The sequence below is a fragment of the Qipengyuania sp. MTN3-11 genome, from assembly GCF_042851825.1.
In the GTDB taxonomy this organism is placed as follows: domain Bacteria; phylum Pseudomonadota; class Alphaproteobacteria; order Sphingomonadales; family Sphingomonadaceae; genus Qipengyuania.
Map to the genome: position 1 here is coordinate 201940 of NZ_BTGM01000004.1, position 19999 is coordinate 221938.

Below are 19999 nucleotides of genomic sequence, written 5' to 3' on the forward strand. Positions count from 1 at the left end.
GCACGGGAGCGCAATTGACGAAAGTTCCGAATTGGCTGGTGGGTTTGGCGGCGCTTTGCGTCGCCATCTGCCCGGCTCTCTCCGCGCGCACCTCGGGACCGGCGATCGAGCCGGCCATTCCCTCGCGGGAGGACGCGCCGATCGCCCTGCTCGTGGATCTGTCGACCGGCCAGACCCTGTTCGCGCGGCAGGAAAACCGGCGTTTCATGCCGGCATCGATCACCAAGGTCATGACCACTTTCCTCGCCTTCGAGTGGATGGAGGAGGGTCGGCTGTTCCCCCAGCAGGTCTTCACCATCAGGCCCGAGACCTTTCGCAAATGGCACGCGGTCGGCTCGACCATGTACCTTCCCGCCGATGCCCGAGTCACGGCGGACGAGCTGATCCACGGTATCACCACGGTTTCGGCGAACGATGCCTCGGTGGTGCTGGCCGAAGGTGCGGCGGGATCGGTTCCGGACTGGCTGGCGGCGATGAATGCCAAGGCGCGCGAGATCGGCATGCACGAAAGCCACTACGGCACCCCCAACGGCTGGATGGACGAGGGGCGGACCTTCGTCACCGCGCATGATCTTGCCACGCTGGCGCAAGCAATGATCACGCGGCATCCCGGCAAGTACCGCCATTTCATCGGTGCCGAAGGGCTCGAATACAACGGTATCGTCCAGCGCAATCACGACCCGATCTCCGGCGTCGTCGAGGGGGCGGACGGGATCAAGACCGGCTTCACGAACCAGGCTGGCTACGGCTTTCTCGGCAGCGCCCAGCGGAACGGACGCCGCCTCGTGATGGTGGTCGCCGCGAGCCCGACCGGCAGCGCCCGCAACGATGCGGCGCGGGCACTGATGGAATGGGGTTTCGCCGCGTTCGACGACCGGATCCTGTTCAACGCCAACGAGCCCATCGGATATGCCGAGGTGCAGGACGGGTCGCTGCCTCGGGTCCCGCTGGTGGCAAAATCCCCCGTGCGCATCGCGCTTCCCGCAGGGGCGAAACCGCGCATCGATCTTGCGATCCGCTACGAAGGGCCGCTCAAGGCACCGATCCAGGAAGGCGCCAGGGTTGCGCAATTGGTTGTTTCGATCGACGGGCGGGCGATCAACACCGTGCCCCTGGTCGCGCGGCACCCGGTTCTCGAGGCGACCGTGCTGCAACGGGTGTTCAACGGCATGGCGGGCTGGGTGTCGTGACACTGGGACGTTTCATCGCCTTCGAAGGCGGGGAGGGCGTGGGAAAATCGACCCAGGCCAGGCTGCTGGCCGAAGCCCTCGAAGCCGAGGGCAAGACCGTTCTCCTGACCCGCGAGCCCGGAGGTACGGACGGCGCCGAGGCGATCCGTACGTTGCTGCTCGATCCGCCGGGGGAGGGCTGGGGCGCGCGAGCCGAAGCCCTGCTCTTCGCGGCGGCTCGCAGCGACCATGTCGAGCGACTGGTCCGTCCAGGCCTCGAACGCGGGGACTGGGTCGTATCGGACCGCTTCATCGATTCGAGCCGGGCCTATCAGGGGTTTGCCGGAGGGCTCGGCGACGATGCGATCCGTACACTCCACGAACTCGGAAGCGAGGGGCTGAGGCCCGACCTCACGATTGTCCTGGAAGCACCCGCCGAACGCATTGCCGAACGGCTCGCGCGGCGGGACGGAGGGACCGCCGATGCCATCGGCGGCCGCGACGGCGATTACCACGCCCGCGTCAACGCCGCCTTCCGCACGATCGCCCGAGAAGATCCGGATCGTTTCGTCGTTATCGCCAGCGATGCGACCCCGGCGGAAGTGCACGCGCGCATCGTCGAAGCGGTCACTGATCGGCTGGGTCTGCGCGGATGAAACTCTTCGGTCACGAGTCAGCCAGCGCGGCGTGGAACGCTGCCCTTTCAGGCGAGCGGATGCACCACGCCTGGCTGCTCGCCGGCAAGGCCGGGCTGGGAAAGATGCATTTCGCCCTCGCGGCCGCGCGCGAACTCGTCGGTGCCGACCCTGCGATGTCCGATCATCCCGACATCATGGTGCTGACCTACGGGCCGAAGGACGACAAGGAGGACCGCAAGCGCGCCGACGGCAAAGCCTTCGAGCTGGCCCGCAGCATCCGCATCGACCAGGTGCGGACCATGCAGCGGCGGCTGACCACGCGGCCTTCGCTGGGCGAGCGGCGCGCGGTGATCATCGACCCGGCCGACGACATGGAGCGCAACGCCGCCAACGCGCTGCTTAAGAGCCTGGAAGAACCGCCGCGCGGCACCGTGTTCCTGCTGGTGAGCCACCGGCCGGCACGGCTCCTGCCGACGATCCGTTCGCGCTGCCGGATGCTGCGGTTCCCCTCGCTCGGCGATGCCGAGATCGAGGCGATCCTCGTCGACCGGGCACCCTCGACCGGTGCCGACGAGCGCCGCGCGGCCGTGCGTGCCGCCGGTGGATCGCCAGGCGCGGCGCTTGCCTTCATCGATCAGGACCTCGGCCCGCTGTCCGAACTGATGGGGCAGATCGTGAGGGAAGGGGACCCCACTTTCGTCCTTCGTGGCCGGCTAGCGACCGCGATCGGCAACCGTCCCGATCGCGAACGCCTGCGCGCCATGCTCGACCTTGCCCGCGGGACTCTCGCGACCGAGCTTGACGATTGTCCGCGCGATCGCCTTCCAGCGCGAATAGACGCCCATCAGGCGCTGGTCAGGCTGACCGGCGAGATGCCGACCTACAATTACGATCCCGGCCTGCTGGTGATGGAAGTGGGCACCTTGCTTGCCCGCGCCGGCGCGGCTAGCGAGCGCGCCGATGCCTGAGCCTTTCTACATCACCACGGCGATCAACTATCCCAACGGTCCGCCCCATATCGGCCATGCTTACGAGGCGATCGCCGCGGACGTCATCGCGCGATTCCAGCGCCTGCGCGGGCGCGAAGTGCGCTTCCAGACCGGGACCGACGAACACGGGCTCAAGATGGCGCGCAAGGCCGAGGAGCAGGGCAAGACCCCGCGCGAACTGGCAGACGAGATGTCGGGCCGGTTCCGAGCGATGGACGAGGCCCTCAACATCTCCTTCGACCGGTTCATCCGGACCGTCGACGAGGACCATCATCGCGCCAGCCAGGCGATCTGGCGGGCGATGGAGGCCAATGGGGATCTTTATCTCGATCGCTACGAGGGCTGGTATTCCGTCCGCGACGAAGCCTATTACGACGAGAGCGAACTGGTCGCCGGGCAAGGGGAGGAGCGGCTTTCCCCCCAGGGCACGCCGGTCGAATGGACGGTGGAAGAGAGTTGGTTCTTCCGCCTGTCGAACTATCAGGACCGGTTGCTCGAATTGCTGGAGACCCCCGGCTTTCTCGAACCGCAGAGCCGCCGCAACGAGATGATCGCCTTCGTCTCATCGGGGCTGCGCGATCTTTCGGTCAGCCGGACCAGCTTCGACTGGGGCGTGAAGGTCCCCAGCAGCGACAGCCACGTGATGTATGTCTGGGTCGATGCGCTGACCAATTACATCACCGGGCTCGGCTACCCCGACGATACCGAGGAATGGCGCAAATTCTGGCCCGCCGACCTTCACCTGATCGGCAAGGACATCGTCCGCTTCCACACGGTCTACTGGCCAGCCTTCCTGATGAGCGCCGGACTCCCGGTACCGAAGAAGGTGTTCGGCCACGGCTTCATCCTCAATCGCGGGGAGAAGGAATCGAAGTCGCTGGGCAACGTCACCGACCCGCTGCTGCTCGCCGAGACTTTCGGGGTGGACAATCTGCGCTACTTCCTGATGCGCGAGGTCGCTTTCGGGCAGGATGGGAGCTATTCACCCGAAGCAATTGTAAACCGGTGCAATTCGGAACTCGCCAACAGTTTCGGCAACCTCGTCCAGCGCTCGCTTTCGATGATCGCCAAGAACATGAACGGCGAGATCGAGGCGTTCGAGCCTAATGGTGATGACAAGGCGCTGCTGTCCGGAGTTCAGACCGCATGCCGAGACGACCTGCCGCGCGAGTTCGAGGCGCTGGCTTTCAGCCAGGGGATCGAAGCATGGATCGAGGCGGTCTGGGCCTGCAACGCCTATATCGATGAACAGGCGCCCTGGGCGCTCCGCAAGACCGACGAGCCGCGGATGCGGGCGGTGCTGCTGACGCTGTTCATCGCCATCCGGGACCTCGCCGTCGCCATTCAGCCCGTCATTCCGGAGAAAGCAGCCGCCGTGCTCGATCGGTTGGGCCTGGACACCGAGCGGCGCAGCTATGCCCATTTCGCGGACGAAGGCTGGTTCGGGGAGCTGGCCGCCAAGGGCCATCGGATTGCGGCGCCGACCCCTGTGTTTCCGCGCCTCGAACTGCCCGAAGCGGAGCCAAAGTGATGCTGGTCGATAGCCATTGTCACCTCGAATACGAAGGCTTGGTCGAGGATCAGGCAGCGGTGCTCGATCGCGCCAGGGGGGCAGGGGTGGGGGCGATGCTCAACATCTCGACCAAACGCTCCGAGTGGAAGCAAGTGGTCGCCACCGCCAATCGCGAGCCCGACGTCTTCGCCAGCGTGGGCATCCATCCGCACAATGCCGACGATCATGTCGATCTGACCGAGGACGAGCTGCTCGAGGCCACCGGCGACCCGCGCGTGATCGGAATCGGCGAGACGGGGCTGGACTATTATTACGATCATTCCGATCGCGAGGTGCAGCAGCGCCTGTTCCGCCGGCACATCGCGGTTGCGCGGAAGACCCGCCTGCCGATCATCATCCACACCCGCGACGCGGAGGAGGATACGCTCGCGATCCTTGCCGAGGAGATGGAGAAGGGCGCGTTCCCCGCGCTGATCCATTGCTTCACCGCCTCGGCCGAATTCGGCGAAGCGGTGCTCGATCTCGGTCTGTCGGTGTCGCTCTCGGGGATCGTGACGTTCAAGAACGCCAAGGACCTCCAGGAATTCGCCAGGACGGTGCCGGCGGACCGCCTGCTGGTCGAAACGGACAGCCCCTTCCTCGCGCCGGTGCCGCACCGCGGGAAACCTTGCGAACCCGCCTTCGTCAGCGACACAGCGCGGTTCGTGGCCGAATTGCGCGGTGTCGATCCTGCGCAGTTGGCCGAAGCCACGACCAGCAACTTCTACGCGCTGTTCGCGAAAGCGGCGGCGTGAAGCTTATCATGCTCGGCTCGGGCACCTCGACGGGGGTCCCGCGCATCGGGGACGATTGGGGCGAATGCGATCCCGACGAGCCGCGCAACCGGCGGACCCGCGTTTCGATCGTGGTGCAAAGCGATTCCGGCAGCCGGATTCTCATCGACACCTCGACCGACCTCAGACAGCAGCTGCTCGCCAACAGGATCGACCGGGTCGATGCGGTCCTGTGGACCCACGATCATGCCGATCACTGCCATGGCATCGATGATCTCAGGGTCATGCGATACGACCGCAGCAATCCGCTTCCCGGTTTTGCCAGCGAAGCCACGATGACTCGATTGAAGCGACGCTTCGATTACATTTTCGCCGGTCAATTCGGCTATCCGACACTGGTCGAGATCAGACCCGTCGAAAGCGTGCGGATGACAGCCGGCTTTGGGATCGACAGTGTCGAAATGCCGCACGGGCCGGCTGTTTCGACTGCCTTCCGGCTGGAGGCGGATGGCAAGAGTCTGGTCTATGCTACGGATTTCAGCGAAATAACGTCGGAAATGGTAGACTGCTTCGAGGGCGTCGACCTGCTGGTTTGCGACTGCCTTCGTCGCAAGCCGCATCCGACCCATGCGCATCTTGCGATGGCGCTCGATCTTGGCGATCGGTGCGCTGCCGAACGCATAGTTCTGACCCATCTCGACAAGAGCATGGACTACCGGGCTCTGGCGTCCGAGGTTCCCGACCACGTGACCGTAGGCTTCGACGGCCTGGAGATCGCGCTGTGACCGAATATTCGATAGTCTCGATCATTTCTCTGCTGGGCTTCCTGGTCCTGGCCGTGAGCGCGCTGTCCGCGCACCGACTGTCGCTGAAAAAGGGTCTCGTTACGGCGCTCGCGTGGGGAGCGATCTTCGCAATGGTCGTGTTGTTCATCGATGCGGTCGGCACATGATGCCGCGCACGAACGACCATCTTCACGACCCATTATTTAACATAATATATATTATCATTCTGACATGACCGACGTTTCGCCCATCGACCGCCTCCTCTCCATCATGGCCCGGCTGCGCGACCCCCGAAGCGGGTGCGAGTGGGACATTGCACAAGATTTTGCCAGCATCGCGCCGTATACGATCGAGGAGGCATACGAGGTCGCAGACGCGATCGAGCGCGATGATATGGCCGAACTACGCGGCGAGCTCGGCGATCTCCTGCTCCAGGTCGTTTTCCACGCCCGCATGGCCGAGGAAGCCGGCCATTTCGATTTCGACGACGTCGTCCGGTCGATCGCCGACAAGATGGAAGCCCGCCATCCGCACATCTTCGGCTCGGAAACCGGTACGATGAACATTGCGCGCTGGGAAACGCTTAAGGCGGAAGAGCGCGCTTCGAAAGGCAGCAGCGGCGCGATGGACGGCGTCGCCAGAGCACTCCCGGCCTTGCTCCGTTCCGAAAAGCTGCAGAAGCGCGCCGCACGGGTGGGGTTCGAATGGCAAGATACGGCCGGTCCGCTCGAAAAGCTGAAAGAGGAACTCGCGGAACTCGACGCCGCCAGCACGCCCGAGGAACAGTTGATCGAAGCGGGCGACGTGCTGTTCGTCACGGTCAACATCGTCCGGCGCTACGGCGTCGATGCCGAACAGGCATTGCGGGCTTCCAACGACAAGTTCGAACGACGTTTCCGCCGCATGGAAGAACTGGCCCAGGCGGATGGACTGGATTTTGCGGACCTCTCGCTCGAGGACCAGGAAGACTATTGGCAGAGGGTGAAACGAGACGAGGCCTGAGCGGGCAGCTTACCCCTCCATCGTCTCGAACTGGCCGAGCTCCTTGGGGTTCAGCCGCACGCTGATGGCTCGCAGCGGTCCGTCCTCGCCCACCCCGCCATCCTCGTCGTCGAGGACCTCGCCGTGCGAATACAGCCACGCGATCCGGCGGCCCTGCGATGCCGGGATCGAGAATTCGTGCGTTTCCGCCTCTTCGGTGAGCAGCTCTCCCAGCAATGTCGTCAGCTCCTCCACCCCTTCCCCGGTCAGGGCCGACAAGGCCACGGTCGATTTTGCATCGCGAGGCGATGGTGCGAGCTCGTTTCGCTGCTCCGCCGACAGGGCGTCCCATTTGTTCCAGACCTCGACAATCGGGATGCGGCTCTCTTCCTCGTCGACGATTTCGAGATCGCGAAGGATGTCCAGCACCTCCGCCTTCTGCGCCGCAGCGTCCGGGTTGCTCATGTCGCGGACATGGAGAATGACGTCGGCGGCGGTCACTTCCTCGAGCGTCGCGCGGAAAGCGGCGACGAGCTGGGTCGGCAGATCGGATATGAAACCGACCGTGTCGGAAAGGATCGCCTTTTCCACCCCCGGCAGAGAGATCGCCCGCATCGTCGGGTCGAGCGTGGCGAACAGCAAGTCCTCTGCCATCACTTCGGCCCCCGTGAGCCGGTTGAACAGGGTGGATTTGCCGGCGTTGGTGTAGCCAACCAGGGCAACCACCGGCCAAGGGGCCCGGCCCCGCCGTTCGCGATGCAACGCGCGGGTTTTGCGCACTTGTTCCAATTCCTTGCGCAGCCGGGCCATGCGCTGACGGATCATCCGCCGGTCGGCCTCGATTTGGGTCTCGCCCGGCCCGCCGAGGAAGCCGAATCCGCCGCGCTGCCGCTCGAGGTGGGTCCAGCTGCGCACGAGGCGGCTCTGCTGGTAGTCGAGATGGGCGAGCTCGACCTGCAGTCGACCTTCCGCCGTCGCCGCGCGCTCGCCGAAGATTTCTAGGATCAGACCGGTCCGGTCGATGACCTTTCGGCCGAGCTTTTCTTCGAGATTGCGCTGCTGGATGGGACTGAGGGCCCCGTCGACGATGACCAGTTCGGCATCCGACAGTTCGCACGCCGTACCGATCTTCTCGACCTGTCCGGCGCCGAACAGCGTATTCGGTCGAACGTCCCGGATCGGCAGCGCGAAGCTGTCCGCGACGATGATTCCAATCGCCAGCGCAAGCCCGCGCGCCTCTTCGAGACGCGCATCGATCCCCAGATCGGTGCGTACGGCTCGAATATGCGGACACACGACCACCGCCCGCGCGCCGCGGGTGACCTCACCCAGCAGATCGTCTTGGTCGAAACTCAGCTTTAATCGCCTTCCCAATCGTCGGACAGATCGACCGCGGTTTCGGGCTGGATTGTCGAAACCGCGTGCTTGTAGGCCAGCTGCACGAAGCCTTCGCGCTCGAGAAGCATGCAGAAGAGATCGAATGCCGCGATCTTGCCCTGCAGCATGACACCATTGACCAGAAACATGGTGACCTGAGCCTCCGCCTCGCTGACGCGAGTCAGGAAAACGTCCTGCAGCAGCCGCTGTTTGGAATTCTGCGTTTGGCTCGCGAACTGGCTCGCATCGACCGGCGAACCCGGCATGATCGTCGAGATCGCATGCTTGTAGACCAGCTGCGACTGCCCATCCCGCCGCAGCAGGATCGAGAAATTGTCGAACCAGGTGACGATGCCCTGCAGCTTCACGCCCTTGACGAGGAACATGGTCACCGGCGCCTTGTTCTTGCGCAGCAGGTTGAGAAATGCATCCTGCAGGCTCGGGGGCTTGCCCCCGCCCTTGCCCCCGCCCTTGCTTTGGGGCTGCTCGCTCGCTTCGGGCTTCGGCGGCTTGGGCCGCGCCGTTAGCGTTCTTTCACCAGGCATTGAACTGCCTCCCGATTGTTGGCGGATTGTCGCCGAGTTCCGCGGTCTGGAAACGGCAGGCGCCCTGCGCATTTCCGGTTGAAGCCAGGGATGTGGATTGTTTCCCCGAGCGTCAAACGTGCTGCCCGGCGTAGCGTTCCGCAGGTCATTCTCTCAATTCTTGCTCTGCCCGGCCTTGCGTTCCACCATGCCGAGCAGCTTGAGCTTACGGTGCAGTGCCGATCGTTCCATGCCGATGAAACTCGCGGTCTTCGAAATATTCCCGGAGAAGCGGCGGATCTGCACCGAGAGATACTCGCGCTCGAAATTTTCCCGCGCTTCGCGCAAGGGAGCGCCCATCAGCGTGGTCATGGCACTTCCACCGCCCAATTTGCCACCGGTGACCTCTCCCGACAGCATGTCGACCTCGATGGTCTCGAGCTCCTCGCGCGGAGTGAGGATGATGGTGCGTTCGACCACGTTGCGCAGCTGGCGGACGTTGCCGGGCCAATCGTAGGCCTGAAGCGCAGCCATCGCTTCCTCGCCGATGGTCGGCGCCGGCAACCCCTGTTCGGCGGCATAGCGAGTGAAAAAATGTTCTGCGAGCGCCGGGATATCGTCGCGCCGCTCGGCCAGCGAGGGAATGGTCACGGGGACCACATTCAGGCGGTAGAAGAGGTCCTCGCGAAATTGCTGCTCTTCCATCTGTGCCTGGAGGTCGCGCGCCGTGGAGGAGACCACCCGGACATCGACCCCGACCTGTCGCGTGCCCCCGACCCGCACGAAGCTTTGTTCGGTCAGAACCCTGAGAATGCGTGCCTGGGTCGAGAGCGGCATGTCGGCGACTTCGTCCAGATAAAGCGTGCCCCCGTCGGCCATTTCGAGAAGCCCTGCGCGGACCAGCTTGCCTTCCGCCTCTTCGCCGAACAATTCGTGTTCGAAGCGCTCTGCGGTTATTCGTGCCGAGTTGACGATGACGAAGGGCTTGTCGGCACGCGGGCTCCATGCATGAAGGAGGCGGGCCGCAACTTCCTTGCCCGCCCCCGCCGGTCCTGAAATCAACACCCTGCTGCCAGTGTTCGCCACCCGCTTCAACGTTGCCCGGACGGCGGTAATTGCAGCCGAATTTCCGGTGAATTCCTCGCCCGCCGACACGTCGCTCTTCAGCCGGGAGTTCTCCCGCCGCAGCCGCTCGGTCTCCGTGGCGCGCTCGACCAGGTGCAGCAAGCGTTCGGCCTCGAAAGGCTTTTCGATGAAGTCCATCGCTCCGCGCCCGACCGCCGACACCGCGGTGTCGATATTGCCATGCCCCGAAAAGATGATGACGGGCAGGTTGGGTTCGCGAGCCTTGATCGCGTCGAGGATCTCGAGCCCGTCCATGGGGCTGCCGTGTAGCCAGACGTCGAGCAGGACGAGGCTGGGCCGCTTTGCATCGACAAGCTCCAGCGCCTCCACGCTGCCGCCGGCGGTCCGACATTCGTAGCCTTCGTCGCTCAAGACCCCGCTCACCAGTTCGCGGATGTCGCGTTCGTCGTCGACGATCAGGATATCGAGTGCCATCGTCCTACCTCAGATGTTGCGCTTGGCGTTGTTGCTACCGCGGAGCAGCGGATCGTGGGCGAAGGACAGGGTAACCCGCGTGCCCCCCTCTTCCAGCGAGCCGAAGGTCATTTCGCCCCCATGTTCCTCGACGATCTTGTTGACGATCGCGAGGCCGAGGCCGGTCCCCTTCTCGCGAGTGGTTACATAGGGCTCCACGATCCGCTCGCGGTCGGCCGGAAGGCCGATGCCGTTGTCCTCGACGCTGACCCTGGTCTGATTGTCGTCGTTTTCGACTGTCAGGGTAATGCGTCCGCGATAATCGGGCTCCGCGCTGCGCGCGCGGGCCTCGACCGCCTCGGCGGCGTTCTTGAGCACGTTGGTGATCGCCTGTCCGACCTGGTGGCGATCGCAATTCACCCTGATCGCCGCGTCGGTTTCTCCCGCCAGACGATAGTCGATCCCCGGATGCCCCACTTCCTGAAGGAACAGCGACTGGCGCACGAGGTCGAGCAGGTCCTCGGTCCTAAAAACGGGCTTGGGCAGGCGAGCGAAGCTGGAGAATTCGTCAACCATCTTCCTGAGATCACCGACCTGCCGCACGATGGTGTTCGTCAGTTCGTCGAACAGCTCGCCGTCCTGCTCGATCTGCTTGCGGTAGCGGCGTTTGAGCCGCTCGGTAGCGAGCTGGATCGGAGTAAGCGGGTTCTTGATCTCGTGGGCAATCCGCCGCGCGACATCGGACCAGGCAGCCTGCCGCTGGTCGAGCAGCTGTCGGGTGATATCCTCGAAGGTGATGACGTACCCATCGCGCTCCGCCCCGATCTTGACGGCGAGGGTCAGCAGATCGCCTCCCTTCGAATAGCTGACCACCCCCTGCGGCAGGCCGGCTTCGACCATCGCCGCGATTTGCGGAACGAGGTCCGAAAGATGCGGGTAAGCTCCCTGCCCTTCCCCATCGGCAATGAGAAGCGCCTGGGCCGGGCCGTTCATCAGCAGAATGCGGCCGTCCCTGTCGATCGAGACGACGCCGGCGCTGACCGATTCAAGCACGGCTTCAATGAAACTGCGCCGCTCTTCGATCTGCCTGTTGGCGGTCACCAGCGCATCCGTCTGCTTCTCGAGCTGCGCCGTCATGCGGTTGAATGCGCGGTTGAGCAGGCCGATCTCGTCGCCTCCCGTGCGCCCCTCGACCCGCAGTGCGAAATTGCCGGCACCCACCTTGCGCGCGGCGGCGACGAGGTCGGTAAGAGGCTCGACCTGCCGGTCGGCGAAGCGCAAAGCGAACCACACCGCGAGCCCGACGAGGGCCAGGCTGACCACGAACAGTGCGAGATTGAAACGCAGCTGCAGCGCGCGAGCCCGGCGGGTCAACACGTCGTAGGCCGAAGATATCGACTTGGCGCTTTCCCAACTGCGAAACGATTCCGCCTCCGAACTCCGCGCGTTGTAGAGAAAAATTCCGCTTGCCCGGTCGATCGGCGCGACCGCCTCGATCCGCACCGGCCCGCCCCGGATCGCCACCAGCTGACCGCTATCGAGCGCGCCAAGCGACTGTTCGACGAACCGCGTCGGATCGTTGCCTTCGCTGATGCCGTAAAGAAAGGCGGTGCGCAGACTGCCGTCGGGCATCGCCTGGAGGATTGCACTTTCGGTGATGTCGCGCGGCTCGGCCTGATAGCGGTAGAGCGAGGGCCAGTTCTCGCTGACCAGGGATTCGCCCCGCTCGAGGTAGAACCGGAGATCTCCTGCCATCGCGATGGTGTTGTCGCCGACATCGACCTGGTTCTGCTCGTAATAGCTCTCCGCGAGTTCGTTGGCATTCTCCATCAGCCCGCGGGACGCGTCGGAAAACCAGAAATCCGCCCCCGACTGGAAAAGAAAGGCCGCGAAGGCCGCCACCATCAGAGTGGGAACCGCCGCGATAAGCGAAAAGAGGAAGACGAGGCGGACATGGAGTCGCGCGGTGCTCCCCGCCGCGCGGCGCAAGGCCAGTCGGCGCCCAAGCAGGACCAGCAAAGCCATCGCGGGAACCAGGGTGCCGACCAGAAGGGTGGCGACTTGGCCCGACGGAAGCAACTGCCCGTCCGGCGGAGCGGTCGTGAAAGCCGCATAGGTGCTGCCGACCATCAACAGGAACGCGACAGCCGCGCTGATCTCCAACCACAAAAAAATGTTCGACCGCCGCGACGTCACCACGAAGCGCCGCAACCAGCGCGGAGTCTGCGCCGGTTGATCTCGTTGCTCTCCTGACTGCGTCTGGGTCGCCATCGTGGCACACTTACAACGCTCGTGTTGCTTTCGTGCAAGTATTTATTCGACGAGTTGCCCTTTATCCCCGGCTGGTGAAATCGCCTGGGTTGATCTCCAGCTCCCCCAGACGCTTGCGTAACGTGTTGCGGTTGATGCCGAGCAGGTGTGCTGCACGAAGTTGATTACCGTCGGTCGAGCGGAGGGCATGCTCGAAAAGCGGTTTCTCGAACGCCGCCGATGCTTCCTGATAGAGCGAACCTTGGGAGACCGAACGGCCCTCCAGCCATTCGCGTAGCGCCCGCTCGAAACCGTCCTGGGATGCGACGGTCTCGGGCCTTGGGTCGCCTTCCAGCATCGTTTCTGCCGTGCGCGCGCTTATGGCGTCGGCCCGCGCCACCAATGCGAGCCGGAAGATCACGTTGCGCAATTCGCGAACATTGCCCGGCCAGCGATGCCTGGCCAGCGCCTCGATCGCGGCCCGGTCGATCGTGTGGCGGGGCAGACCTACCCGCTGCGCCTCTTCCAGGAAATGATGCGCAAGAGCACCGATGTCTTCCTTGCGATCGCGCAGGGGCGGTAGATGGATCGGCACGACGGCAAGGCGATAATAGAGATCCTCGCGGAAGCTGCCGTTTGCGATCAAGGGTTCGAGCGCGTGGTTGGTGGCGGCGATGATGCGGACATCGACGGCGATTTCCTGCCGCCCGCCGATACGGCGTATCTTTCCCGTCTGCAGTGCGCGCAGCAATCGCGTCTGGGCCTCGGCCGGCATGTCCCCGATTTCGTCGAGGAACAGCGTTCCGCCATGGGCCTGTTCGAATTTCCCGATCGCTTGCGAAACCGCGCCGGTGAAGGCCCCCTTTTCATGGCCGAACAGCTCGCTCTCGACCAGGTCCCGCGGGATGGCGGCCGCGTTCACGGCAATTAGCGGTCCGGTCTTACGCGACCCCAGCTGATGGATTGCCTCGGCCACCAGTTCCTTTCCCGTACCGGATTCGCCCGTAACCAGCACGGTCAGATCGTTGCGCAGGACGCGGGTGATCATCCGATAGACGCCCTGCATCGCCATGCTGCGGCCGATGAAGGGAAGCCCATCGCCATCCTCTTGCACTTCCTCCGACGGACCAGCCCGGCTGGACGTCGCCTGCAAGACCGCGCGGGCCAGCTCGTCGAGATCGAAGGGCTTGGGAAAATATTCGTAAGCCTCGGTATCGCTCGCACGCACGGCGGTATCGAGCGTGTTCTGCGCCGACAACACGATCACCGGCATGTCCGGCGCCGCGTCCCGCACGGCCGCGATGGTTTCCAGACCGTCGCCATCGGTCAGGACCACGTCGGTCAGCATGACGTCGAAACGTTCGCGTGCCAGCAGCGCGTCGCGCGTCTTGATGCTGTCGCAGGCGACGACTTCGAATTTTTCGTCCTGCAGAGCCTCGCGAATCACGGTGGCGATCCCGACATCGTCCTCGACCAGAAGCACCCGTCCGCTCATGTCGTCTCCTCCGTCGCTGCGGCCAGATTGATGCGGAATTGCGTAAGCCCCGCCGCATCGTCGCGTCGGTGGGCAATCCGCCCACCCATGTCGCTCACGAGCTTGCGCACCAAGGCGAGCCCGAGGCCCTGTCCTTGCGGCTTGTTGGTCACGAACGGCCGGAACAGATGATCGCGAAGTTCGGCGGGGATACCTGCGCCGTTGTCGCTCACCGTGATCTCGATCGGGAGGCGCAGTGCCCGTCCGAAGGTCATCGCCTTGATCACCAGGTCGCTGACGAAACGGGTGCGTACCTGGACCACCGCGCCCTCGCCCGCGCCCGCTGCGTCGCAGGCATTGGCGAGCAGATTGATCAGTACCTGTTCCAGCACCTCCCGGTTGGCGAGAACCGCGGGAAGCGAGGGATCGAATTCCTCGGTCAGCGCCGGCCCCTCGGGCCGCCCGGCCCTGACCGTCGCCATGGCGTTGCGCACGGCCTGGTGCAGATTGACCGGACCGAGTGGCTCGACGGTGCGGCGGCCGAGCTGTTGCATGCGATCGACGAGGCCCGCGATTCGATCGACCTCGGAACCGATCAACTCGGCCAAAGGCAGGTTTTGCGGTTCGGACCGCCGCGCCAGAAGCTGGCTGGCGCCCCGTATCGCCGACAGCGGATTCTTGATCTCGTGCGCAAGGATCGATGGCGCCCCGGTCTCGCTGCCGACAATTTCTTCGTGCGCCTGGGCCGAACCGACTTCCGACATGGTTATGACGCGCCATCCGGGGTGGGACGCGATCGGTGAGGCAGTAAGATTGACGAAGATGTCGCGGCCGGAGCACGAAAGCGTCGTGCCGCGCGCGATGAACTGCCCTTCGGCCTCTTTCAGGCTTTCGACGATCCGGGTGTCGCCCGAGTGGCAGAGGTCGAACAGCGGTACGCCGGCCAGCCGGGCAGCACTTCGACCGAACATGTCTTCCGCGGCCGGATTGGCCTCGCGCACCGTGAGCTCTTCGTCGACCAGCAATACGGCAAAGATCAGCGCCGCGATCTGCACCGCCGCATCGGGCGGTTGGATCGGGGAGATCACGCGGCTCGCCGACGCAGGAACGGCTCGTAGAAGCGTTCGAGTTCACCGACGACTTCAAGCGGATCGTCGATGAAGTTCACGCGATTGCGAAACTCTGCCGATCCGTGCAGGCCCTTGGTGTACCAGCCCAGATGCTTGCGCGCGATCTTGGTCCCGACCTCTGGGCCGTAAAGTTCGAGCATGTCGCGGTAGTGTTCGATCAGGGTGGCGTATTGCTCGTCGAAGTCCGGACTATCGAGCGTCTCGCCGGTGCGCCACCAATGCATCACCTGTCCGAGCAGCCACGGCTTGCCGTAGGCCCCGCGCCCGATCATCAGCCCGTCCGCACCCGATTGATCGAGCGCCTTCGCCGCGTCCGTGACGGTGCAGATGTCGCCATTGGCGATCACAGGGATGGACACCGCATCCTTGACCTTGCGAACGAAGGCCCAGTCGGCCGAGCCCTTGTACATCTGGTTGCGCGTGCGGCCGTGGACGGTGACCATCTTTACGCCGAGATCCTCGGCAATCCGTGCGAGTTCGGGCGCGTTGAGATCGGCGTGGTCCCAGCCCATCCGCATCTTGACCGTTACCGGCACGTCCACCGCCTTGACGGTCGCTTCCATCAGCTTCGTTGCCAGCGGGACTTCACGCATCAGGGCGGAGCCCGCCAGCTGGCCGACCACCTTGCGAACCGGGCAGCCGAAATTGATGTCGATGATCGCCGCGCCCTTGCCCTGCTGGATTTTGGCAGCCTCCGCCATGCTGGCGGGATCGCAGCCGACCAGCTGCATCGACACCGGCTCCTCGATCGGGTCCCATTCGGCCTTCTGAATGCTGATCCGCGTCTCGCGGATCGCAGCCTCACTGGCGATCATCTCGGTGACGTTGAGGCCGGAGCCATAGCGCCGCACCATCCGCCGGAACGGCAGATCGGTAACGCCGGTCATCGGCGCCAGGATCACCGGCGTGTCGATCGTGACCGGGCCGACGGCGATAGGCTTCGGCGGCATGGGAGGGCGCGGAGGCTGGGTCATCTTGGTTGCCTAAGAATTGGGCAGGCACTTAGTGCATTGCAGCAATTCGGGCAAGCCGCTAGCCCGCGACGCCATGGCCGAGGCCCCTCCCCTGCCCCCGTTCGCAGCCATCGTCGTCGCCGCCGGGAAGGGCGAGCGCGCCGGCCGGGGCGTGCCGAAGCAATTCGCGAACTGGCGGGGAAAGCCGGTCCTGCGCCATTCGGTCGATGCGCTGCTCGAATACGGCGCTCGGACAGTCGTGGTCGCGGCGCCGCCAGGGATGGTGGACACGGCCATCTCCGCGGCCGGTACCGATCCGCGCATCGTTCTCGTCGGGGGGGGCGACACGCGGCAAGCCTCGGTTCGGAACGCGCTCGCTGCTCTGACGGCGCAGGAGCATGAATTCGTGCTGATCCACGATGCAGCTCGGCCCGATCTTTCACGAGAGGTCGTCGAAAAGCTGCTCTACGCCCTTGAGGATGCCGAAGGGGCGATCCCGGTGCTGCCCGTCGTCGATAGTCTGGCGGTAGCGCGGGACGGGTTGATGCAGGGCAAGGCCGAGCGCGACGAACTGCGTCGCGTACAGACCCCCCAGGCTTTCCGCTTCGACGCCATCCTCGACGCCCACCGCGTATGGGTAGGTAGCTTCACAGCGGGAGACGACGCCCAGGTTCTCATTGCGGCTGGCGGGACGGTCGCGCTTGTCTCGGGCGACGAACGGCTCAAGAAACTGACTTTCGCGGAGGATTTCATGGACGATCTGCCTGCCATACGCACCGGGACGGGGTTCGACGTGCACCGCCTCGCTACCGGCGAGGAGTTGTGGCTCGGCGGAATCCGCATCGATCACGACAAGGGGCTCGCCGGGCACAGCGACGCGGACGTTGCACTCCATGCGCTGGTCGACGCTTTGCTCGGTGCGGTCGGCGCTGGTGACATCGGAACCCATTTCCCCCCGTCCGACCCGCAATGGAAGGGGGCGGGATCGGATCGCTTCCTCGTCCATGCCGTCCAACTCGTGGCAAAGGCGGGATACCGGATCGGCAATATCGATCTCACGATCATCTGCGAAGCACCCAAGATCGGCCCCCACCGCGACGCGATGCGCGCAAGGATCGCCGAGCTGCTCGGCGTTGACATAGCCGCGGTGAGCGTGAAGGCCACCACCACCGAGCGGCTCGGGTTCACCGGTCGTGGAGAAGGGATCGCCGCCCAGGCCGTCGCCACGGTGGTCCGCAAATGACGGAGGCCCCCATGGAGCAAGGCGCTCTCCTGCCCGACGAGATCGAGGCTCTCGCCCTCAGGGTGGTGGAAGAAAACCGCGCTGCCGGTCGCACAATCGCGCTGGCCGAAAGCTGCACCGGCGGGCTGGTTGCAGCGGCACTGACCGAAATCCCCGGTTCCTCGGCGGTGCTGGACCGCGGCTACGTCACCTATTCGAACGGTGCAAAGATGGAATGCCTGGGGGTATCGAGCGAGATCATCGAGACCTTCGGCGCGGTCTCGATCGCCTGCGTCTGGGCTATGGCCAAAGGCGCCCTCGATCGAAGCGGCGCCGATGTCGCGGTGGCGATCAGCGGCGTGGCGGGACCCGAGGGCGGCACGGCGCTGAAACCTGTCGGCACGGTGGTCTTCGCCAAGGTGGAGCGCGGCGACGGCAGCAAGCCCGACGGCGAGCTTCGGCATTTCGACGGCGGATCGCGGGCCGCGATACGGCGGCAGGCGACGCTGTGCGCTCTTGAACTGCTACTGCCGGATCAAGTCGCTTCGGATGACGCACCGGGCGCCGATTCCAACCCGTAGAGATCGTGCGCCCGCTGCTCGAAGGCGGCGACCATCTTGCGGAAGGCACGGTCAAAATACTGCCCCGCCAACGCCTCGAACACCGCGTTGCGAAAGGTGAAGTCGACACAGAAGTCGATCTCGCACCCACCGTCCGCGGTCGGGGAAAAGGTCCAATTGTTGTCGAGATCGCGCAGCGGCCCGTCGACATAGTGGACGTCGATCTGACGCGGCCGATCCTTCGCCACGCGCGATGTGAATTTCTCCCGGATCGCCTTGAATCCGACGAGCATGTCGGCAACCAATTCGGTCTCGCTCTCCGAGCGTACCCGCGTCGCAACGACCCAGGGCAGGAATTCGCCGTAGCGACCGACATCGGCGACCAGATCGAACATCTGCTCGCAGCTGTAGGGGAGCTTGCGCGTCTCGCGGATGCCGGGCATCAGCGGGCCTGCTTCGCCAGCTTTGCCTCCCGCGCGGCGCGCATTTCGGCGAAATCGTCGCCCGCGTGATAGCTCGACCGGGTCAGCGGGCTTGAGGCCACCTGCAGGAAGCCTTTGGCGCGTGCGATCGACCCGAAGGCCGCGAAGGCCTTGGGCGTGACGAAGTCTTCGACCGCCGCGTGCTTGGGGGTTGGCTGGAGATACTGCCCCATGGTGATGAAATCGACATCGGCGCTGCGCATGTCGTCCATCACCTGATGAACCTCGAGCCGCTGTTCGCCGAGCCCTAACATGATGCCGGACTTGGTGAAGATCATCGGATCGTGGCTTTTCACCTCCTCCAGTAGCCGCAGGGAGGCGTAATATCGCGCACCGGGCCGGATCGTCGGATAGAGCCGTGGAACGGTCTCGAGATTGTGGTTGTAGACATCGGGCCCCGCCTCACAGATCGCCTCGACCGCGGCGCGCATCTTCCCGCGAAAGTCGGGTGTCAGAATCTCGATCGTCGTCTCGGGGGTCTCACGCCGCAGCGCCTTGATCACCTTGACGAACTGGCCCGCGCCGCCGTCGGGCAAATCGTCCCGGTCGACGCTGGTGATCACGATGTGCTTCAACCCCATCTCGCCCGCGGCCACGGCGACATTGTCCGGCTCCAGCGGATCGACAATGCGGGGCATGCCGGTCTTCACGTTGCAAAAGGCGCAAGCGCGGGTGCAGACATCGCCCAGGATCATCACGGTGGCGTGTTTCTTGTCCCAGCATTCGCCGATGTTGGGGCAGGCCGCTTCCTCGCAGACAGTGTTGAGATTGAGCTCGCGCATCAGCTTGCGCGTTTCGTGATAGCCTTTGCTGACGGGCGCCTTGACCCGGATCCAGTCGGGTTTGCGCTGGCGCGGTTCGCGACGGCTGTCCTGGGGCGATGGTGCGGAAGATAGATCGTTCATTGCTGTCCACCACTTAGGGATGCCCCTTGCCAGTGGCAATGCCGCGCGGCAGAGCAACCCCATGCAGAAACCCTCCCCCGCCCTCGACACGCTGATCGACGGATATCGGCGCTTTCGCGAAGGACACTGGCAGGAAGAGCGCGAACGCTGGAGCGCGCTGAGCGAAGGCCAGTCGCCGCAGACCATGGTCATTTCCTGTTCCGACAGCCGGGTGGATCCGGCGCAGATCTTCGACGTCGCGCCGGGCGAACTCTTCGTGGTCCGCAATGTCGCCGCGCTGGTTCCACCCTACGAGACGACACCAGGCCAGCATGGTGTCTCGGCGGCGCTCGAATTCGCCGTCCAGTTTCTCAAGGTGCGCGAGGTGGTGGTCATGGGCCACGGCATGTGCGGTGGCTGCCAGGCCGCGCTGACGCAGGATCTGCACGGCAACCCACTCGGCAAAGGCGGCTTCGTCGCCAATTGGATCGACATGCTCGACCCGGTGCGCGATGCGATCGCCGAAAGCCTCGGCACCACGGGGCGCGAAGCGGAACGGGCTATGGAGCTTGCCGCGGTCAAGGTGAGCCTCGCCAATCTGCGGACCTTTCCCTGTATCAAGGACAAGGAACCGTCAGGCGAAGTTACTCTTAGGGGAGCCTATTTCGCCATATCCGACGGCCTGCTCCACCTGCTGGACGAAGCAACCGGAGAGTTCGCCCCAGTCTCCTGACTTGCCCCGGCCGGTCGGGCAGG

The 19999-nt window shown here is 64.5% G+C and carries 20 protein-coding genes; 11 read left to right on the forward strand and 9 right to left on the reverse strand.

Translation table 11 applies throughout. From position 1 onward, the window contains the following. The first annotated feature begins 14 nt into the window (after window positions 1–14). The 8 genes from ACGHN1_RS13780 (at window position 15) to mazG (ending at window position 6869) form a co-directional block, all read left to right on the forward strand. Window positions 15–1190 carry a D-alanyl-D-alanine carboxypeptidase family protein gene (locus tag ACGHN1_RS13780; protein WP_390551436.1) on the forward strand — a complete coding sequence of 392 codons (1176 nt, stop codon included), beginning with the start codon at window positions 15–17 and terminating at the stop codon, window positions 1188–1190. After that, window positions 1187–1825 carry a dTMP kinase gene (gene tmk, locus ACGHN1_RS13785; protein WP_390551437.1) on the forward strand — a complete coding sequence of 213 codons (639 nt, stop codon included), beginning with the start codon at window positions 1187–1189 and terminating at the stop codon, window positions 1823–1825. The genes ACGHN1_RS13780 and tmk overlap by 4 nt, the downstream gene beginning before the upstream one ends. Further along, window positions 1822–2775 (forward strand): DNA polymerase III subunit delta', encoded by a 954-nt coding sequence (locus tag ACGHN1_RS13790; RefSeq protein ID WP_390551438.1) that lies wholly within the window; start codon window positions 1822–1824, stop codon window positions 2773–2775. The genes tmk and ACGHN1_RS13790 overlap by 4 nt, the downstream gene beginning before the upstream one ends. Continuing rightward, window positions 2768–4327: a methionine--tRNA ligase gene (gene metG / locus ACGHN1_RS13795; protein WP_390551439.1), complete on the forward strand. Its 1560-nt coding sequence runs from the start codon at window positions 2768–2770 to the stop codon at window positions 4325–4327. The genes ACGHN1_RS13790 and metG overlap by 8 nt, the downstream gene beginning before the upstream one ends. Then, the gene (locus ACGHN1_RS13800; RefSeq protein ID WP_390551440.1) at window positions 4327–5103 is read left to right on the forward strand and encodes a TatD family hydrolase; all 777 of its coding nucleotides are present in this window, start codon (window positions 4327–4329) and stop codon (window positions 5101–5103) included. The genes metG and ACGHN1_RS13800 overlap by 1 nt, the downstream gene beginning before the upstream one ends. Next, the gene (locus ACGHN1_RS13805; RefSeq protein WP_390551441.1) at window positions 5100–5867 is read left to right on the forward strand and encodes an MBL fold metallo-hydrolase; all 768 of its coding nucleotides are present in this window, start codon (window positions 5100–5102) and stop codon (window positions 5865–5867) included. The genes ACGHN1_RS13800 and ACGHN1_RS13805 overlap by 4 nt, the downstream gene beginning before the upstream one ends. After that, window positions 5864–6034, forward strand: coding sequence for a hypothetical protein (locus ACGHN1_RS13810; protein ID WP_390551442.1), 171 nt, complete (start codon window positions 5864–5866; stop codon window positions 6032–6034). Before ACGHN1_RS13805 ends, ACGHN1_RS13810 begins: the two co-directional genes overlap by 4 nt. A 64-nt stretch (window positions 6035–6098) precedes the next feature. Then, a complete protein-coding gene (mazG, locus tag ACGHN1_RS13815; protein WP_390551443.1) occupies window positions 6099–6869 on the forward strand; it encodes a nucleoside triphosphate pyrophosphohydrolase in 771 nt (256 codons plus the stop codon). A gap of 9 nt (window positions 6870–6878) precedes the next feature. On the opposite strand, the gene hflX is transcribed toward mazG, so the two are convergent. The 7 genes from hflX to dusB all read right to left on the reverse strand — a co-directional run bounded on the left by hflX (window position 6879) and on the right by dusB (window position 16116). After that, window positions 6879–8222 carry a GTPase HflX gene (hflX, locus tag ACGHN1_RS13820; RefSeq protein ID WP_390551444.1) on the reverse strand — a complete coding sequence of 448 codons (1344 nt, stop codon included), beginning with the start codon at window positions 8220–8222 and terminating at the stop codon, window positions 6879–6881. After that, entirely contained in the window at window positions 8207–8770 is a 564-nt protein-coding gene (gene hfq, locus ACGHN1_RS13825) for an RNA chaperone Hfq (RefSeq protein ID WP_390551445.1), read from the reverse strand. Before hfq ends, hflX begins: the two co-directional genes overlap by 16 nt. 153 nt (window positions 8771–8923) lie before the next feature. Continuing rightward, window positions 8924–10309: a sigma-54-dependent transcriptional regulator gene (locus ACGHN1_RS13830; RefSeq protein WP_390551446.1), complete on the reverse strand. Its 1386-nt coding sequence runs from the start codon at window positions 10307–10309 to the stop codon at window positions 8924–8926. Window positions 10310–10318: 9 nt separating this feature from the next. Further along, a complete protein-coding gene (locus ACGHN1_RS13835; RefSeq protein ID WP_390551447.1) occupies window positions 10319–12559 on the reverse strand; it encodes an ATP-binding protein in 2241 nt (746 codons plus the stop codon). Between the two features lie 61 nt (window positions 12560–12620). Next, entirely contained in the window at window positions 12621–14033 is a 1413-nt protein-coding gene (locus tag ACGHN1_RS13840; protein ID WP_390551448.1) for a sigma-54-dependent transcriptional regulator, read from the reverse strand. After that, window positions 14030–15100, reverse strand: coding sequence for a nitrogen regulation protein NR(II) (locus tag ACGHN1_RS13845; RefSeq protein WP_390551449.1), 1071 nt, complete (start codon window positions 15098–15100; stop codon window positions 14030–14032). Before ACGHN1_RS13845 ends, ACGHN1_RS13840 begins: the two co-directional genes overlap by 4 nt. After that, entirely contained in the window at window positions 15097–16116 is a 1020-nt protein-coding gene (gene dusB, locus ACGHN1_RS13850) for a tRNA dihydrouridine synthase DusB (protein ID WP_390551450.1), read from the reverse strand. The genes ACGHN1_RS13845 and dusB overlap by 4 nt, the downstream gene beginning before the upstream one ends. Window positions 16117–16189: 73 nt before the next feature. Here dusB and ACGHN1_RS13855 point away from each other — a divergent pair, with 73 nt between their 5' ends. Together ACGHN1_RS13855 and ACGHN1_RS13860 are read left to right on the forward strand one after the other, a co-directional pair. Beyond that, window positions 16190–17338 (forward strand): bifunctional 2-C-methyl-D-erythritol 4-phosphate cytidylyltransferase/2-C-methyl-D-erythritol 2,4-cyclodiphosphate synthase, encoded by a 1149-nt coding sequence (locus tag ACGHN1_RS13855; RefSeq protein ID WP_390551451.1) that lies wholly within the window; start codon window positions 16190–16192, stop codon window positions 17336–17338. After that, complete coding sequence (locus ACGHN1_RS13860) at window positions 17335–17898, forward strand: CinA family protein (protein WP_390551452.1); 564 nt, start codon at window positions 17335–17337, stop codon at window positions 17896–17898. The genes ACGHN1_RS13855 and ACGHN1_RS13860 overlap by 4 nt, the downstream gene beginning before the upstream one ends. Here ACGHN1_RS13860 and ACGHN1_RS13865 read toward each other — a convergent pair. Together ACGHN1_RS13865 and lipA are read right to left on the reverse strand one after the other, a co-directional pair. Next, complete coding sequence (locus ACGHN1_RS13865) at window positions 17853–18320, reverse strand: type II toxin-antitoxin system RatA family toxin (protein WP_390551453.1); 468 nt, start codon at window positions 18318–18320, stop codon at window positions 17853–17855. The genes ACGHN1_RS13860 and ACGHN1_RS13865 overlap by 46 nt on opposite strands. Continuing rightward, window positions 18320–19264 carry a lipoyl synthase gene (gene lipA / locus ACGHN1_RS13870; protein WP_390551454.1) on the reverse strand — a complete coding sequence of 315 codons (945 nt, stop codon included), beginning with the start codon at window positions 19262–19264 and terminating at the stop codon, window positions 18320–18322. Before lipA ends, ACGHN1_RS13865 begins: the two co-directional genes overlap by 1 nt. 61 nt (window positions 19265–19325) lie before the next feature. On the opposite strand from lipA, the gene ACGHN1_RS13875 reads away from it, so the two are divergent. Further along, window positions 19326–19976: a carbonic anhydrase gene (locus tag ACGHN1_RS13875; protein WP_390551455.1), complete on the forward strand. Its 651-nt coding sequence runs from the start codon at window positions 19326–19328 to the stop codon at window positions 19974–19976. The last annotated feature ends 23 nt before the right edge of the window (window positions 19977–19999 follow it).

Bases quoted from the DNA above. Each gene is read 5' to 3' on its own strand.
- ACGHN1_RS13790 (WP_390551438.1), top strand. From the start codon at position 1,822: ATGAAACTCTTCGGTCACGAGTCAGCCAGCGCGGCGTGGAACGCTGCC.
- metG (WP_390551439.1), top strand. From the start codon at position 2,768: ATGCCTGAGCCTTTCTACATCACCACGGCGATCAACTATCCCAACGGT.
- ACGHN1_RS13800 (WP_390551440.1), top strand. From the start codon at position 4,327: ATGCTGGTCGATAGCCATTGTCACCTCGAATACGAAGGCTTGGTCGAG.
- mazG (WP_390551443.1), top strand. From the start codon at position 6,099: ATGACCGACGTTTCGCCCATCGACCGCCTCCTCTCCATCATGGCCCGG.
- hfq (WP_390551445.1), bottom strand. From the start codon at position 8,770: ATGCCTGGTGAAAGAACGCTAACGGCGCGGCCCAAGCCGCCGAAGCCC.
- ACGHN1_RS13830 (WP_390551446.1), bottom strand. From the start codon at position 10,309: ATGGCACTCGATATCCTGATCGTCGACGACGAACGCGACATCCGCGAA.
- ACGHN1_RS13835 (WP_390551447.1), bottom strand. From the start codon at position 12,559: ATGGCGACCCAGACGCAGTCAGGAGAGCAACGAGATCAACCGGCGCAG.
- ACGHN1_RS13840 (WP_390551448.1), bottom strand. From the start codon at position 14,033: ATGAGCGGACGGGTGCTTCTGGTCGAGGACGATGTCGGGATCGCCACC.
- dusB (WP_390551450.1), bottom strand. From the start codon at position 16,116: ATGACCCAGCCTCCGCGCCCTCCCATGCCGCCGAAGCCTATCGCCGTC.
- ACGHN1_RS13855 (WP_390551451.1), top strand. From the start codon at position 16,190: ATGGCCGAGGCCCCTCCCCTGCCCCCGTTCGCAGCCATCGTCGTCGCC.
- ACGHN1_RS13860 (WP_390551452.1), top strand. From the start codon at position 17,335: ATGACGGAGGCCCCCATGGAGCAAGGCGCTCTCCTGCCCGACGAGATC.
- ACGHN1_RS13865 (WP_390551453.1), bottom strand. From the start codon at position 18,320: ATGCCCGGCATCCGCGAGACGCGCAAGCTCCCCTACAGCTGCGAGCAG.
- lipA (WP_390551454.1), bottom strand. From the start codon at position 19,264: ATGAACGATCTATCTTCCGCACCATCGCCCCAGGACAGCCGTCGCGAA.
- ACGHN1_RS13875 (WP_390551455.1), top strand. From the start codon at position 19,326: ATGCAGAAACCCTCCCCCGCCCTCGACACGCTGATCGACGGATATCGG.